The sequence below is a fragment of the Sphingomonas sanguinis genome, assembly GCF_001476905.1.
Lineage (GTDB): Bacteria > Pseudomonadota > Alphaproteobacteria > Sphingomonadales > Sphingomonadaceae > Sphingomonas > Sphingomonas sanguinis_B.
Window position 1 is genome coordinate 1 of sequence record NZ_LDTE01000068.1, and the last position, 14,431, is coordinate 14,431.

The following is a 14,431-nucleotide window of genomic DNA, read 5'->3' on the forward strand; positions in this document are numbered from 1 at the left end:
TGCTGCGCGTGTCCGAGCTGCTCCCTGAGATTTCACCCTCGGCGCCCAGCACCACCGGGCCCGCCGCCGCCCAGACCGCGCAGCCCTTTACCGGCCTGCGAATCGAGGGCCTGATCGGTTATGACAGCCTCAACGATCGCCAGGGACAGGACAAGAGTAAGAGCGACGGCGTGCTCTATGGCGCGGCGATCGGTTACGACATTCCGGCGGGCCCGGTGGTGCTGGGCGCCGAGGGTGAAATCTCAGGGAGCAGCTCGGACACGCGCAGCAACGGCATCCGTGTGCCCGGTGACGAGTTCCGCCTGGGCGCGGGCCGCGACCTCTATGCCGGTGCGCGGGTCGGCTATATCATCTCGCCGGTCGCGATGGGCTATCTGAAGGCCGGTTACACCAACGCCAAGTTCGATGCTCGCTACACCACGGCGGGCGTCACCACCGTCAATTCGCAGGAAGTCGGCGGCTATCGCCTGGGCGCGGGCCTCGAATATGCGATCAGCCCCAACACCTTCGTGAAGGGCGAGTATCGCTATTCGCGCTATGACGAAATGGACGGTGTCGGCATCAATCCGACCCGGCACCAGCTGATGGCGGGCCTGGGTCTGCGCTTCTGATCGCAGATTCTTTTCCACATTAACGGTGGTTTTACTACCAATGTTCGAGGGGTCGGAGCCTTGCTCCGGCCCCTTCTTAGCGGGTAGGAACCAAGGCCATTTATCATTCGGACTCGGGGACCATGCGGTCGTTCCGGCGGGGGATCAGGAAATGAAGGCGACGATCGAACGCGCAACGCTGCTCAAGGGGTTGAGCCATGTCCAGTCGGTGGTGGAGCGGCGGAACACGATTCCGATCCTCTCCAACGTGCTGCTGGAGGCGACGGCCGAGGGCCAGTTGCGCATGATGGCGACCGACCTGGACCTGCAGATCAATGACAGCGTCGCGGCGGCGGTGGATCAGCCCGGCTCGACCACCGTGTCGGCGCACACGCTATTCGACATCGCGCGCAAGCTGCCCGAAGGTGCGCAGGTGCAGCTGACGGCGGCGGAAGGTCGCATGACCATCGTGGCGGGCCGCGCGCGCTTTTCGCTCGGCACGCTGCCGCGCGACGACTTCCCGGTGATCGCCGAGGGCGAGCTGCCGACCCAGTTCGAGCTTTCGGTGGAACTGCTCAAGCAGATCATCGACAAGACGCGCTTCGCCATCTCGACCGAAGAGACGCGTTATTATCTCAACGGTATCTTCCTGCACGTCGCCGAGGATAATGGCCAGCCGGTGCTGAAGGCCGCCGCCACCGACGGCCACCGTCTGGCGCGCGTCACCATCGAGCGTCCGAGCGGTGCCGAGGACATGCCCGACGTGATCGTGCCGCGGAAATGCGTGGCCGAGCTGCGCAAGCTGCTCGACGAGGTGGACGGTTCGGTCGGCGTGTCGCTGTCGGGCACCAAGATCCGCTTCGACCTGGGCCAGGCGATCCTGACCTCCAAGCTGATCGACGGCACCTTCCCCGATTACAGCCGCGTCATCCCGACCGCGAACGACAAGATCCTGAAGCTGGACCCCAAGGCGTTCATGCAGGGCGTCGACCGCGTCTCGACCATCGCGACGGAAAAGACCCGCGCGGTGAAGATGGCGCTGGACCGCGACCGGATCACCCTTTCGGTGACCAGCCCCGAGAACGGCACCGCGTCGGAAGAAGTGCCGGGCGAATATACCGCGCTGGGCTTCGAGATCGGCTTCAACAGCCGTTACCTGCTCGACATCCTGGCGCAGATCGACAGCGATCTGGTGGAAGTCCACCTGGCCGACGCCGCCGCGCCGACCCTGATCCGCGAGAATGACAAGGCACCCGCGCTGTACGTGCTGATGCCGATGCGGGTGTGACGTAATCCTCCCCGGTACGGGGAGGTGGCAGCGCGCCAGCGCTGACGGAGGGGGGCTTCCTCATAGGTTGGCCGTCGTGGCACGCCCCCTCCACCACCGCTTTGCGGTGGTCCCCCTCCCCGTGCCGGGGAGGATGTTCTAAGGCGGACACAATGCTCACCCGCCTGGTCCTCACCGATTTCCGCAATCACGCCGACCTCGCGCTCTTCCCGAGTGCGGGGTTCGTCGTGCTGACCGGCGAAAACGGCGCAGGGAAGACCAACGTCCTGGAGGCGGTGTCGCTGCTCGCACCCGGTCGTGGCCTGCGCCGCGCCGCGCTGTCGGCGATGGCGCGGCAGGGGGGCAAGGGCGGCTTCGGCGTCGCGGCCACGCTGGACGGCGATGTCGAGATCGCGACCGGTGCGCTGGCGTCGGCACCGGAGCGGCGGGTGGTGCGGGTGCAGGGGGCGAGTGCGAGCGCCAATGCGCTGGCCGACTGGCTGTCCGTCTTGTGGCTGACCCCGGCGATGGATCGGCTGTTCGTCGAGCCCGCGTCGGAGCGGCGGCGGTTCCTCGACCGGCTGGTCATGGCGCTGGCCCCGGCGCATGGGATGCACGCGACCCGCTATGACGCGGCGATGCGCGAGCGCAACCGGCTGCTGGCCAGCGAGGGGCCGGTCGATCCCGACTGGCTGAGTGCGCTGGAGGCGCGGATGGTCGAGCATGGCGCGGCGATCGATGCGGCGCGGGTCGCGGGCGTCGCAGCGCTCGACCAGCGGCTGGCCGAGGCGCCCGACAGCGTGTTCGCGCGCGCCTCGCTGGCGCTGGAGGGGGAGGCGGTCGAACCCGGTGCCTTTGCCCATGCGCTGGCCATGGGGCGCAGGCGCGATGCGGCGGCGGGGCGGACTTTGGTCGGGCCGCACCGGGCCGACCTGCTCGTGACTCATGTGGCGAAGGGGCAGGCGGCGGCCTTGTGTTCGACCGGTGAGCAGAAGGCATTGCTGCTGGGAATCGTCTTGGCCCATGCCGATCTGGTGACCGAACGGCGCGAGGTGCCGCCGGTGCTGCTGCTGGACGAGGTGGCGGCGCATCTCGATCCGTCGCGCCGCGCTGCGCTGTTCGAGCGGCTGGCAGGGCGGGGGCAAGTGTGGATGACCGGGACCGAGCCTGGGTTGTTTAGCGATGTGCCGGGAGAGGCGACGCGGGTGGAGTTTTAGCGGCGGGCGTTGGTCTCGGTGATACACCACGCCCTCCCCCATTCCAGTTTCAGGTAAACGATGCCCCGCATCGTTTAAGTCATGCCCGGGGGCATGACTGACCTGAAACTCGCCTGCGAGATGGGTGCGTTACCTGGCGACGTTCGGCTCCGCTCGAAATGATTAGCTGACGCCGGACCTAGGCACGCCCCTCCCGCAAGCGGGAGGGGGTGGGGGAGGGCAACCGGGCCTCGCAGAGCCCATCAACCGCGACAGACCCGCATCGCCACCCCATCCAGCGCCCGGTCATAGCTGGCCGTCTCAGCCGCGCTCAGGAATCCCTGTTTCGCCACGAAGCGGTTCGCATCGTGATGGATGTGCGCGACCGTATTCCACAGCGTCTGCGCCTCGGCCTGCGACAGGCGACGCGCCTTTCGTGCGGTGCCGATATCCGCCTGGAGAATGTCGGCGCGCATCGCGATATGGGCCTGGCGCGGATCGCGGATCGTGCCGCCGGTCGGCGCCTTGAGCGTGCGTTGTTGCGTCAGATCACAGCTGGGATAGTCCTGCCGCCACGACTGCGCCGATAGCGGGGCGGCGGCGAGCGTCGCCAGCATGACGGGGAGGAGGAATGTCTTACCGGCCACAGCCATCTCCGATACCAGGAAGCGGGATCAGGATACGCGCAAAGGGGGCGTCCGGCTCCCGATCGGGCCATGAAATCGGCGTCACGAACGACGCGCCGCCGCCTGGTTTTTCCGCCCGGCGCAAGGGCGGGCGAAAGGGGCGGCGCCCGTGCCATTTCGCTTCCCCTGAGGGCGGGTAATTCCTATATACTCGCTATGGCAGATACCCCCCAGACGAACGAATATGGCGCCTCCTCGATCAAGGTGCTGAAGGGCCTCGACGCGGTACGCAAGCGGCCGGGCATGTATATCGGCGACACCGACGACGGCTCGGGCCTCCACCACATGGTGTTCGAGGTGTCGGACAACGCGATCGACGAGGCGCTGGCGGGGCATTGCGACCGCATCGATATCCAGCTGAACGCCGACGGCTCGGTTAGCGTGACCGATAACGGCCGCGGCATCCCGACCGGCATCCACCCCGAAGAAGGCGTGTCGGCGGCCGAGGTCATCATGACCCAGCTGCACGCGGGCGGTAAGTTTGAGAACACCTCGGACGACAATGCGTACAAGGTGTCGGGCGGTCTGCACGGCGTCGGCGTATCGGTGGTCAACGCGCTGTCCGAATTCCTGGACCTGACCATCTGGCGCGACGGTGAGGAGCACTACATGCGCTTCGCCCACGGCGATGCGGTCGCGCCGCTCAAGGTGGTCGGCAAGGCCGAGCCGGGGCAGAAGGGCACCCGCGTCACCTTCCTGCCGTCGCCAGCCACGTTCAAGATCACCGAGTTCGACTTCGCCAAGCTGGAGCATCGCTACCGCGAACTGGCGTTCCTGAACTCGGGCGTGCGCCTGTTCCTGACCGATGCACGGCACGAAGAGCCCAAGACCGTCGAGCTGTATTATGAGGGCGGGATTGCCGCCTTCGTGAAGTGGCTGGACCGCTCCAAGTCGCCGCTCTTCCCCGAGCCCATCGCCATCCATGGCCAGCGGGATGCGATCGGCATGGACGTCGCGCTGGAGTGGAACGACAGCTATTACGAGAACGTCCTGGCGTTCACCAACAACATCCCGCAACGCGACGGCGGCACGCATATCGCGGCGTTCCGCGCGGCGCTGACCCGCACGCTCAACAATTATGCCGACAAGTCGGGCCTCCTGAAGAAGGAGAAGGTCACGCTGACCGGCGACGACATGCGCGAAGGGCTGACCGCGATCGTCTCGGTCAAGCTGCCCGACCCGAAGTTCAGCAGCCAGACCAAGGACAAGCTGGTCTCCTCCGAGGTGCGCCAGCCGCTGGAATCGCTGATCGCCGACAAGCTGGCCGACTGGCTGGAGGAAAATCCTGCGAACGCGCGCGCGATCATCGCCAAGGTGATCGACGCCGCCGCCGCCCGTGAGGCCGCCAAGCGCGCCCGCGAGCTGACCCGGCGCAAGGGCGTGATGGACATCGCCTCGCTGCCCGGCAAGCTGGCCGACTGCCAGGAGCGCGATCCCGCCAAGTCCGAACTCTTCCTGGTCGAGGGTGACTCGGCCGGTGGTTCGGCCAAGCAGGGGCGCAACCGCCATTTCCAGGCGATCCTGCCATTGCGCGGCAAGATCCTGAACACCGAGCGCGCGCGGTTCGACCGCATGATCTCGTCCAAGGAAATCGGCACGCTCATCCAGGCGATGGGCACCGGCATCGGCCGCGACGATTTCAACGCGGACAAGCTGCGTTACCACAAGATCGTCATCATGACCGACGCCGACGTCGACGGCGCGCATATCCGCACGCTGCTGCTGACCTTCTTCTATCGCCAGATGCCCGAGCTGATCGAGCGCGGGCACCTCTATATCGCCCAGCCGCCGCTTTATAAGGCGACCAAGGGACGGTCGGAGGTGTACCTTAAGGACGACACCGCGCTCGACGAATATCTGGTCGAGGCGGGCGTTTCCACCATGGTGCTGGAAGGTGCGGGCGGTGCGCGGTCGGGCAACGACCTGAAGGCGCTGGTCGACCATGCGCGGCGGATGCGGACGCTGATGCGCTACGTACCGCGCCGCTATGACGCGTCGATCATCGAGGTGCTGGCGCTGGCCGGGGCGCTCGATCCCTTGCTGACCCGCGAGCAGCGCATGGCGACGGTGGTCGAGACCACGCGCCGGCTGGAGTCGGGCGATCACGAGGCGCGCTGGTCGGCGCGTCTTACGGAAGATGGCGGCGTCCATTTCGAGCGTCTGTGGCGCGGTGTCACCGATCACCACATCGTCGAGGCCAGCTTCATCGCCTCGGCCGAGGCGCGCAAGCTGCACACGCTGGCCGCCGAACAGGCGGAGAGCTTTGCCCATGCCGCCAAGCTGGTGCCGCTGCGTAACGCCGCGACCGAGCCTTCGGCGGACGTTGTGCCGACCGATGAGGACGGCAATGCCACGACGCTGGCGCGCGGCGAGACCCGCGTCGCGCGACCGAGCCAGCTGCTGGAGGCGATCCTGACCTCGGGCCGCAAGGGCCTCGCCATCCAGCGCTACAAGGGTCTGGGCGAGATGAATGCCGAGCAGTTGTGGGAAACCACGCTCGACCCGGCGGTCCGCTCGATGCTGCGCGTGACGTCGGACGATGTCGCGGCGGCGGACGAGGTGTTCAGCCGGTTGATGGGCGAAGTGGTCGAGCCGCGTCGCGAATTCATCCAGGACAATGCGCTGAACGTGGCGAATCTGGACGTGTAAGCCCGACGCCCCGCCCTCCGATCGAGCGGGGGGCGGGGATGGATCGGTGGAGGAGAGCAGGCATGAAGGCGATCGCACTGGGACTGATGCTGGTGGCGGGCGGGACCGTCGCGGTGGCGCAGCAAAAGCCTGCCACTCCGACCAAGACAGCGGCCGTCCCGGCCTTTATCGCCGCCGCGCTCGCCGATCCGGCCCGCGCCGACCAGGCGGGCGACGACGAACGCCGCCAGGCCGCCGCCGTCATCGCCTTTTCGGGCGTGAAGCCGGGCGACACGGTGATCGATTACCTGCCGGGCAAGGGCTATTGGACCCGCATCTTTTCGGGTGTCGTCGGGCCGAAGGGCCATGTCTTTGCCTATTGGCCTGCGGCGGCGCAGAAATATGCCGAGGGGACGCTCGGGGCGCTTCAGGGGCGGAACCTCGCCAACGTCACCGCGCAGGTGCAGGGCGTGAACCTGCCCGCTGCCGACAAGCCGGTCGATCTGTTCTGGACCGTCCAGAATTATCATGACGTCGCCAATAAGAATGCGGGCGAACCGGCCCTGCGCGCGTTCGACCAAGCGGTGTTCAAGGCGCTGAAGCCCGGCGGCATCTATGTCATCATCGATCATGCCGACACGGTAGGCAAGGGGCTGGCCAACACCAACACGACGCATCGGATCGATCCCGATTACGTCAAGCGCCAGGTCCAGTCGGTCGGCTTCCGCTTCGTCGGCGAGAGCAAGGTGCTGCGTAACCCCGAGGACGATCATTCGAAGAATGTGTTCGATCCCGCCATTCGCGGGCGGACGGATCAGTTCGTCTACAAGTTCCGCAAGCCTTGATTCCAAAGCCCCTCTCCCGGCAGGGAGAGGGGTTGGGCCACAAGTGCTGGTCTCGGTGAGACTCCCTACCCTCCCCCAGCCCCTCCCGCTTGCGGGAGGGGAGCGGCCAGAGGTGAACGTAGGGCGTGGCCTTCGAGTTAAACCGGCACCCGCAACATCGCCCGGACGCCGCGATGCGCCGGGTCATATTCCACCGCCGTCTGAAGGCTTTGCGCCATCGCGCGGATCAGCTTTGCGCCCAGGCCGGTGCCTTGCGGCTTCTGGTCCGCCGTCATGCCGCACCCGTCATCCTCGACCACCAGCAGACAGGCGTCATCGGTCCGGGTCAGCACGATCCGTACCTCGCCCTTGCCGTCGGGATAGGCATATTTGCAGGCATTGGTGACCAGTTCGGTGACGATCACCCCGATCGACACCGCGCGGTCGGTCTTCACCCGGATCGGTTCGGCGGTCAGGGTCAGGGTGCGCGGCATGATCTCGCTGGACCAGCTTTCCCCCAGCTCCTCGATCAGCGCGCCCAGATAGTCGCGCAGGTCGACCTGCTCGACGTCGTTGGCGGTGTAGAGGCGCCGGTGCACCTGGGCGATGGCGCGGATGCGGCGCTGCGTATCCTCCAGCGCGTCGCGGGCGCGCTCGTCGGTCAGCACGCCTTTCTGCAACCCGATCATCGCCGATACGAGCTGCAGCGAGTTGGCAACGCGGTGGTTCACCTCGCTCAGCATCGCCTCCAGCCGGGCGTTGGAGGCGCGCAGTTCCGCCTCGGCCGCCGCCTTGGCGCGGGTCAGGCGGGTGCGGTCGAGCACCTGGGTGAAGCTGGCGGAGAGCAGGTCGAAGAAATCCTCGCCGACCGTCTTGACCACATAATCGGCCGCGCCCGCCTTCAGCGCGGCGACGGCGACACGGCCCTCGTCCGATCCGGTGACGTAGACGACGGGCGGCGGATCGGGCAGTGCAGTGATCGCGGCCAGCGTCTCCAGCCCGTCCATGCCGGGCATATAATGGTCGACCGCGACCAGATCGAAGCCACCTTGCGCCGCCATGGCGACCCCTTCAGCCCCCGACGCCGCGCTCGACACCGCATAGCCATGCCGCCCCAGCGCGCGCGACACCAGCCGCCGCAGCGCGTCGTCATCGTCGATATAGAGGATGCGGGGGGCCGCGCCGGTCGTCATGACGGGGCGGTCAGCCCTCCACCTCGGGCACCTGGATCACCGACAGGAACAGGCCCAGCTGGCGGATCGCCTGGGCGAAATTCTCATAGTTCACCGGCTTGGTGATATAGACGTTGCAGCCCAGATCGTAGCAGCGCTGGATCTCAACCTTGTCGTCGGTGGTGGTCAGCACGACGACCGGCGCGCGGCGTAGCGGGCTGTTCTCGTCCTTGATCCGCGCCAGGATGTCGGTGCCGCTCATGTCGGGCAGGTTCAGGTCGAGCAGGACCATCGCCGGACCGCTCTTGGCCGGACCATCGGGCGCGTGGAACAGATATTCCAGCGCGGTCGTCCCGTCGGTGAAGTGGCGGATATCGTTCAGGATACCGGCGCGCCGGATATTCTTTTCGATCAGGCGGGCATGGCCCTCATCATCCTCGATCATGACGATGCCTACGGAGCGATGGTCGTTCATTCAGGCACTTTCCTGGGGGGGAGGGGCGATGGACAGGGTGGAGGGTATCGACACGAAGAAAGTCGCGCCTTCACCCAGTTGGGATTCGACGGAAATCGTACCGCCCAGGCGATAGGCGAGGGCACGGACATGCGCCAGGCCGATCCCTTCGCCGGGCTGGTCCTGCTGGCCCGAACGCCGGAAGAGGTCGAAGATGCGCTGATGGTCGCGCGGGTCGATGCCGCGGCCATTGTCGCGCACCGCCACGATCACCCGGCCAGGCGTCTCCTGCGCGGAGACATGCACCTCGGCGGGGCGCGACGGGTGGCGGTATTTGGTCGCATTCTCGATCAGGTTGGACAGGATCTGTTCGAGCGCGATGCGGTCGCTGACGACGACCGGCATAGGCCGTTCGATCGTCACGGTGACGCCGCGATCGTCGATGACGTGGCGGATCGCATCGGTGATCTGCTCGACCAGCTGATCGAGCGCGATCATCTCGGGCGCGAGCACACGGCGCCCTTCGCGGCTGAGCTTCAGGATGGCGTTGATCAGCCGGTCCATCTTGGCGGTCGAGGTGCGGATGAAGCCGATCGCCTCGGGCAGGTCCTCCCGCGCCGCCAGCCGCGCTTCCTCGGTCACGATCTGCGGCGCTTCGGCCTCGGCGCGGTCGATCAACTCCGCCAGTGGCTGGGTCGCGGCCGACAGCTCGGCGGTGAAGCCCATGACGTTGACCAGCGGCGAGCGCAGATCGTGGCTGACGATATAGGCGAAGCGCTGAATCTCCTCGTTCGCCAAGGCGAGGTCGGCGGTCCGCTCCTTGACCTGATCCTCCAGCGTGGCGTTGAGCACGGCGAGCGCGCTGCGCGAACGGTGGAGATCGCGGGTGTAGCGGCGGATGGTCAGGAAGGTGACGACCGCGACCGCCAGGAACAGCAAGGCGGCGATCGCCATGACGGTGGAGAAGGTCTGGCGGCTGGCAAGCTGCTCGGCGTCGCGCAGGGCGAGCAGGCGGCGTTCCTCGCGCGCCATCGCGTCGAACACGCGGCGCAGCTTCTGCATCCGCTGCAAACCGCTATCGGCGCGAAACTGGCGCAGGGCGTCGGCGCCCCGGCCCTGCTGGACCAGCGCATTGGTCTGCCGCTGCGCGGCATCGAGTTCGGCCAGGCGCTGCGTGACCATCGCCATCGACGCATTCTGGCGCGGATTGTCGGCGGTCAGACGGCGGAGTTCGGCGACTTGCGGGGCAAGCTCGGCATGGGCGCGCTCGAAACTGTTCAGAAAGGCCGGGGTGCCCGCCAGCATGTAGCCGCGCCGGGCGGTCTCCTGCTGCTCGGCCAGACGGCGGACCTCGATCAGGGTGCTTTCGACGCGGTAGGTGTGGACGACCCAGTCGCTGTGCCGGTTCGTCTGGCGCACGACATAGCCCGCCGCACCCGCCGCGACGAGCAGCGCCAGAAAGCCGATCGCCATGGCGGCGACCAGGATACGGCCAATCGGATTTTCGGCCGATGCGAGCGTGGGCGACCCCTGCATTCCACTTGCCTTATCGAAGGACAGGCGAGGACGCCAGAGCCGTTACGTCGGCATGACGATCACAATTACAGCAGCAATTCCTGAGGGCTGGGTCGTCCGACATGGCCGCCGCCACGCCGCCGGGCCATCTCGGTCTCGGCGGTGAAGCGGACATCGGGGTCGCGGTCGGACAGGAAGCCGATCAGCGAATCCTCGTCGATCTCGCGCCAGTCCTTGCCGCGATCGGGGCCGTAGCGGACACGCGGCAACAGGCCGGGGCTGCGCGACCATTCCAGCAGCTGCGCCAGGCTCGCCTCGTTCAACTGGTCGCGCAGGTGATGCGCGGTGACATAGGCGTCCGGGAAGGCGCGGTGGATGGGCAGGCCGCGCTCATGCACCAACCCCTGCGGCTTGCGCCAATAGCGCAGCACTTGGTTGGAGAAGCTGGGGCTGTCGGGCCACAGGCGCAGCGCGCATTTCCAGGTGCAGATCCAGTCGGCCGACTGGGTCATGGCCGGGGTGCAATATTGCTGCTCGAAATCCGCACGATGCGCCGCCAGCGCCAGGCGGCGCGGCCAGGGATCGAGCACGCGGCGCGCGACGTCATGCCACCAGGGCGCGTCGGCGACCTGCTCGTCCAGGATATGGTGGATGGCCTGGGTGATCGGTGGGATGGGACGGCCCGGATTGACCAGGATACTGCCGCCTTCGCCCTCCAGCTCCCAGCGGCCATCCTTGCCCAGCGCCACGTCCTGCCAGCCGATCTCGCACACCCCGTGGGTCGGCGGGGCCTGTCCGGTGGTCTCCAGGTCGATGACGCGGATAATCTGGGGCTGGGGACGCTGCATCGCCCCTATGTGGGCGTTTGGGCCCCGAAAAGCGAGGGCCTATCCGATCAGCGCGCGGTCGCGCAGGCCACGCCAGACATGTAGCGCCTGTACGGTTTCCGCCACGTCGTGCACGCGGATGAGCTGGACGCCCGCCTCCGCCCCCTTGACCGCCAGTGCCAGCGATCCGCCCAGCCGCGCATCGACCGGGGCCTCGTTCGACAGTGCGCCGATCATCCGCTTGCGGCTGGCCCCCAGCATGATCGGGCAGCCCAGGCCGTGGAAGATGGCCAAGCCGTTGATCAGCGCCAGATTGTCGGCCAGCGACTTGCCGAAGCCGATGCCGGGATCGACCATGATCCGCGACCGGGGAACTCCCGCTGCCTCGACCGCCGCGATGCGTGCCTCCAGCCAGTCGAACACCTCAGTCAGCACATCGCCGTAACCGACCCGGCCATGCCCGCCCTTGTCGGGATCGGGGGAGTGCATCAGGATGACCGGGCAGCCTGCCTTCGCCACCACCTCCAGCGCGCGGTCGTCCCACAGCAGCGCGGCGACATCGTTGATCATCCCTGCGCCCGCCGCCAGCGCGGCCTCCATCACGGCGGCTTTGCGCGTGTCGATTGAGACCAGTGCACCGCCCCTGGCCAGTCGCTCGACAACGGGGGCGGTGCGGGCGATCTCGTCGCCTTCCCAGACGGTCGCGGCACCGGGGCGGGTGGACTCGCCGCCCAGATCGATGACGGCCGCGCCCATTGCCGCCATCGCCATGCCGCTGTCGGCGGCGGCCACCGGGTCGCCGATATGTTGGCCGCCATCGGAGAAGCTGTCGGGGGTGACGTTCAGGATCGCCGCGACCTGTGGCTGGTCGAAGCGCAGTGTGCGCTGGCCCATGACCCAGGGCGTGCGGGGGGTGGTGAAGGCGGCGTGTAGCGCCTCGGCAAGGGGGAAGCCGCCCAGTTCCTCCGCGAACCGGGCGACGGGGACGATGCGGCGGCTTGTGTCTTCGCGCACCTCATAGGCCGCGAACCACTGCATCCCGCCCGCCAGTCGCAAGGCGCTGCCGTCTTCCAGCCCGACGGGCGTGTCGACGAATTGGACGGGGCGCAGGTGCATGGTCGTGTTCCTAAAATCCTCCCCGGCACGGGGAGGGGGACCGCCGCGAAGCGGTGGTGGAGGGGGCGTGCCGCTAAGCAAGTCCCTTGTGGAAGCCCCCCTCCGTCAGGCCTGCGGCCTGCCACCTCCCCGTGCCGGGGAGGATAGTTTTCAAGGCTGCGTGGCGAGCAGCCAGGTCTGGCGCATCGCGTCGATCGGTTTCAGCGCGCCTTCCAGCTCATAATGCCAGAAGGTCCAGCCATTGCAGGTCGGCCGGTTCTGCAGCAGCGAACCTAGCCGGTGGATCGACCCCGCCTGCCCGCATTCGGACAGCAGCGAGCCGTCCGCCCGCACCGTCGCACGCCATTTGCGCTTGGCGTCCATCAATGGCATGCCGGGCATCAAATAGCCATTCTCGACCAGCGTCCCGAACGCGACCTTGGGCTGCGCCTTGGGGCTCTGCATCGTCGCGAGTGCGCTTTCGTCGAGGGGCAGGGCGGCCTCGATCCGCTCGATCGCGGCGGCACAATAGGTCGGCTCGCGCTCGATCCCGATCCACTGACGGCCGAGGCGCTTGGCGACCGCGCCGGTCGTGCCGGTGCCGAAGAACGGGTCGGCGATCACGTCGCCCGGCCGCGTGCAGGCCAGCAGGATGCGGTACAGCAACGCCTCTGGCTTCTGGGTCGGATGGACCTTGTGCCCGTCCTTCTTGAGCCGTTCCTGACCGCCGCAGATCGGGAATTCCCAGTCCGATCGCATCTGGATCTCGTCGTTCAGCGTCTTCATCGAACGATAGTTGAAGGTGTATTTCGCCTTCTCGCCCTTCGACGCCCAGATCAGCGTTTCATGCGCGTTGGTGAAGCGGGTGCCCTTGAAATTGGGCATGGGGTTGGACTTGCGCCAGATGATGTCGTTCAAGATCCAGAAGCCCAGATCCTGCACCGCGGTCCCGACGCGGAAGATGTTGTGATAGCTGCCGATGACCCAGAGCGAGCCATTGTCCTTCAGGACGCGGTAACATTCGGCGAGCCACGCACGGGTGAAGGCGTCGTAGGCGGCGAAGGTGTCGAACTTGTCCCAGGCGTCGGTGACGGCATCGACATGGCTGCCATCGGGGCGGAACAGCTCGCCGCCGAGCTGGAGGTTATAGGGCGGGTCGGCGAAGACCATGTCGACTGACTTGTCGGGCAGCGAGCGGAGTGCCGCGATACAGTCGCCCATCAGGATCTGGTTCAGCGGCAGGTCGCTCTCGCGGTGCGCCGATACCGGCCGTGTCATCGTTTGGATGACCCCCATCGTAACCCGTCCCTTCTACCCTCGAACCCCCGCATCCACCCGGAATGAGTCGGTCGTCAAGAGGCGATTCGCCGTCGCGACTCGCGCGAATCCGCCAGATTCGGCCCAGTGTTGCAGGCGTGTGGCAGATATTGGGGCTGTGGATAACTTCGCCCCCCAGGGAGTGGGGGTGTGGCGGCGGTGACTCGCCTCGACCCTAAATTCGCACAACGCGGCCCGAGTCGCGGATCAGAGGTCGAGATAGCATTGCGCCACGGGGGCAAAGCTGCGCCGGTGGAGCGGCGTGGGCCCATGTTCGCGCAGCGCGGCCAGGTGCACGGCCGAGCCATAGCCCTTGTTCGAATGCCAGCCATAGGCCGGATAGGTTTCGGCCGCCGCGATCATCATGTCGTCGCGGACATGCTTGGCCACGATCGAGGCCGCGCCGATCGCCAGCGACTTGGCATCGCCGCCGACGATCGCGGTGGCGCGATAATCCCATTGGGGCAGCTTGTTCCCGTCGACCAGCACATGGGCGGGATGCTGGCCCAGGGTCTCGACCACCGCGTCGACTGCCAGCGTCATGGCCTTCATCGTCGCCCAATAGATATTGAGCCGGTCGATTTCCTCAGGCTCGACCACGCCGATGCCGACCACGGCACAGGCGCGGATCTCGGCGCAGAGCCGCGCGCGGGTCTTTTCGGTCAGCTTCTTGGAATCGTTGATGCCCACGGGGATGCCCTGGGCGGGGAGGATGACGGCGGCCGCCACTACCGGCCCGGCCAGCGGCCCGCGCCCCGCCTCGTCCACGCCGCATAAGGGTGCGGGAAAGCTGTGATCGACCATGGGGCGGGCTCTATCGTGGGGTGGCGGGGAAGGGAAGATCATCCTCCCCGGTACGG

The 14,431-nt window shown here is 67.0% G+C and carries 13 protein-coding genes; 5 read left to right on the plus strand and 8 right to left on the minus strand.

Going from position 1 to position 14,431, the window contains the following annotated elements:
- Nucleotides 1-8: 8 nt before the first annotated feature.
- The 3 genes from SB4_RS11280 (at nt 9) to recF (ending at nt 3,074) form a co-directional block, all read left to right on the plus strand.
- Nucleotides 9-611 (plus strand): outer membrane protein, encoded by a 603-nt coding sequence (locus SB4_RS11280; RefSeq protein WP_241488594.1) that lies wholly within the window; start codon nt 9-11, stop codon nt 609-611.
- A gap of 151 nt (nt 612-762) precedes the next feature.
- On the plus strand, nt 763-1,878 hold the full coding sequence (gene dnaN / locus SB4_RS11285; RefSeq protein ID WP_058732598.1) for a DNA polymerase III subunit beta: 1,116 nt from the start codon (nt 763-765) through the stop codon (nt 1,876-1,878).
- A 152-nt stretch (nt 1,879-2,030) separates the two neighbouring features.
- A complete protein-coding gene (gene recF / locus SB4_RS11290) occupies nt 2,031-3,074 on the plus strand; it encodes a DNA replication/repair protein RecF (protein ID WP_058752643.1) in 1,044 nt (347 codons plus the stop codon).
- A gap of 242 nt (nt 3,075-3,316) precedes the next feature.
- On the opposite strand, the gene SB4_RS11295 is transcribed toward recF, so the two are convergent.
- Nucleotides 3,317-3,700 carry a hypothetical protein gene (locus SB4_RS11295; RefSeq protein ID WP_241488593.1) on the minus strand — a complete coding sequence of 128 codons (384 nt, stop codon included), beginning with the start codon at nt 3,698-3,700 and terminating at the stop codon, nt 3,317-3,319.
- Nucleotides 3,701-3,895: 195 nt separating this feature from the next.
- On the opposite strand from SB4_RS11295, the gene gyrB reads away from it, so the two are divergent.
- A complete protein-coding gene (gyrB, locus tag SB4_RS11300) occupies nt 3,896-6,388 on the plus strand; it encodes a DNA topoisomerase (ATP-hydrolyzing) subunit B (RefSeq protein WP_058752645.1) in 2,493 nt (830 codons plus the stop codon).
- 62 nt (nt 6,389-6,450) lie between these two features.
- Entirely contained in the window at nt 6,451-7,212 is a 762-nt protein-coding gene (locus SB4_RS11305; protein WP_153006185.1) for a class I SAM-dependent methyltransferase, read from the plus strand.
- 137 nt (nt 7,213-7,349) lie between these two features.
- Here SB4_RS11305 and SB4_RS11310 read toward each other — a convergent pair whose 3' ends face one another.
- The 7 genes from SB4_RS11310 to SB4_RS11340 form a co-directional block, all read right to left on the minus strand.
- Nucleotides 7,350-8,384: a sensor histidine kinase gene (locus SB4_RS11310; RefSeq protein WP_082670125.1), complete on the minus strand. Its 1,035-nt coding sequence runs from the start codon at nt 8,382-8,384 to the stop codon at nt 7,350-7,352.
- Nucleotides 8,385-8,394: 10 nt separating this feature from the next.
- Entirely contained in the window at nt 8,395-8,838 is a 444-nt protein-coding gene (locus SB4_RS11315; RefSeq protein ID WP_058717856.1) for a response regulator, read from the minus strand.
- Complete coding sequence (locus SB4_RS11320) at nt 8,839-10,353, minus strand: sensor histidine kinase (protein WP_058752646.1); 1,515 nt, start codon at nt 10,351-10,353, stop codon at nt 8,839-8,841.
- Nucleotides 10,354-10,418: 65 nt separating this feature from the next.
- Entirely contained in the window at nt 10,419-11,180 is a 762-nt protein-coding gene (locus SB4_RS11325; protein WP_042485340.1) for an exonuclease domain-containing protein, read from the minus strand.
- Between the two features lie 39 nt (nt 11,181-11,219).
- Nucleotides 11,220-12,275 carry a dihydropteroate synthase gene (folP, locus tag SB4_RS11330; protein WP_058752647.1) on the minus strand — a complete coding sequence of 352 codons (1,056 nt, stop codon included), beginning with the start codon at nt 12,273-12,275 and terminating at the stop codon, nt 11,220-11,222.
- A 150-nt stretch (nt 12,276-12,425) separates the two neighbouring features.
- Nucleotides 12,426-13,532: a site-specific DNA-methyltransferase gene (locus SB4_RS11335; RefSeq protein ID WP_170171289.1), complete on the minus strand. Its 1,107-nt coding sequence runs from the start codon at nt 13,530-13,532 to the stop codon at nt 12,426-12,428.
- Nucleotides 13,533-13,778: 246 nt separating this feature from the next.
- The gene (locus SB4_RS11340) at nt 13,779-14,375 is read right to left on the minus strand and encodes a ribonuclease HII (RefSeq protein ID WP_058752648.1); all 597 of its coding nucleotides are present in this window, start codon (nt 14,373-14,375) and stop codon (nt 13,779-13,781) included.
- Between the last annotated feature and the right edge of the window lie 56 nt (nt 14,376-14,431).

Excerpts from the sequence above, each read along its gene's own strand:
- dnaN (WP_058732598.1), top strand. The coding sequence starts at position 763 with ATGAAGGCGACGATCGAACGCGCAACGCTGCTCAAGGGGTTGAGCCAT.
- recF (WP_058752643.1), top strand. The coding sequence starts at position 2,031 with ATGCTCACCCGCCTGGTCCTCACCGATTTCCGCAATCACGCCGACCTC.
- gyrB (WP_058752645.1), top strand. The coding sequence starts at position 3,896 with ATGGCAGATACCCCCCAGACGAACGAATATGGCGCCTCCTCGATCAAG.
- SB4_RS11305 (WP_153006185.1), top strand. The coding sequence starts at position 6,451 with ATGAAGGCGATCGCACTGGGACTGATGCTGGTGGCGGGCGGGACCGTC.
- SB4_RS11310 (WP_082670125.1), bottom strand. The coding sequence starts at position 8,384 with ATGACGACCGGCGCGGCCCCCCGCATCCTCTATATCGACGATGACGAC.
- SB4_RS11315 (WP_058717856.1), bottom strand. The coding sequence starts at position 8,838 with ATGAACGACCATCGCTCCGTAGGCATCGTCATGATCGAGGATGATGAG.
- SB4_RS11320 (WP_058752646.1), bottom strand. The coding sequence starts at position 10,353 with ATGCAGGGGTCGCCCACGCTCGCATCGGCCGAAAATCCGATTGGCCGT.
- SB4_RS11325 (WP_042485340.1), bottom strand. The coding sequence starts at position 11,180 with ATGCAGCGTCCCCAGCCCCAGATTATCCGCGTCATCGACCTGGAGACC.
- folP (WP_058752647.1), bottom strand. The coding sequence starts at position 12,275 with ATGCACCTGCGCCCCGTCCAATTCGTCGACACGCCCGTCGGGCTGGAA.
- SB4_RS11335 (WP_170171289.1), bottom strand. The coding sequence starts at position 13,532 with ATGACACGGCCGGTATCGGCGCACCGCGAGAGCGACCTGCCGCTGAAC.
- SB4_RS11340 (WP_058752648.1), bottom strand. The coding sequence starts at position 14,375 with ATGGTCGATCACAGCTTTCCCGCACCCTTATGCGGCGTGGACGAGGCG.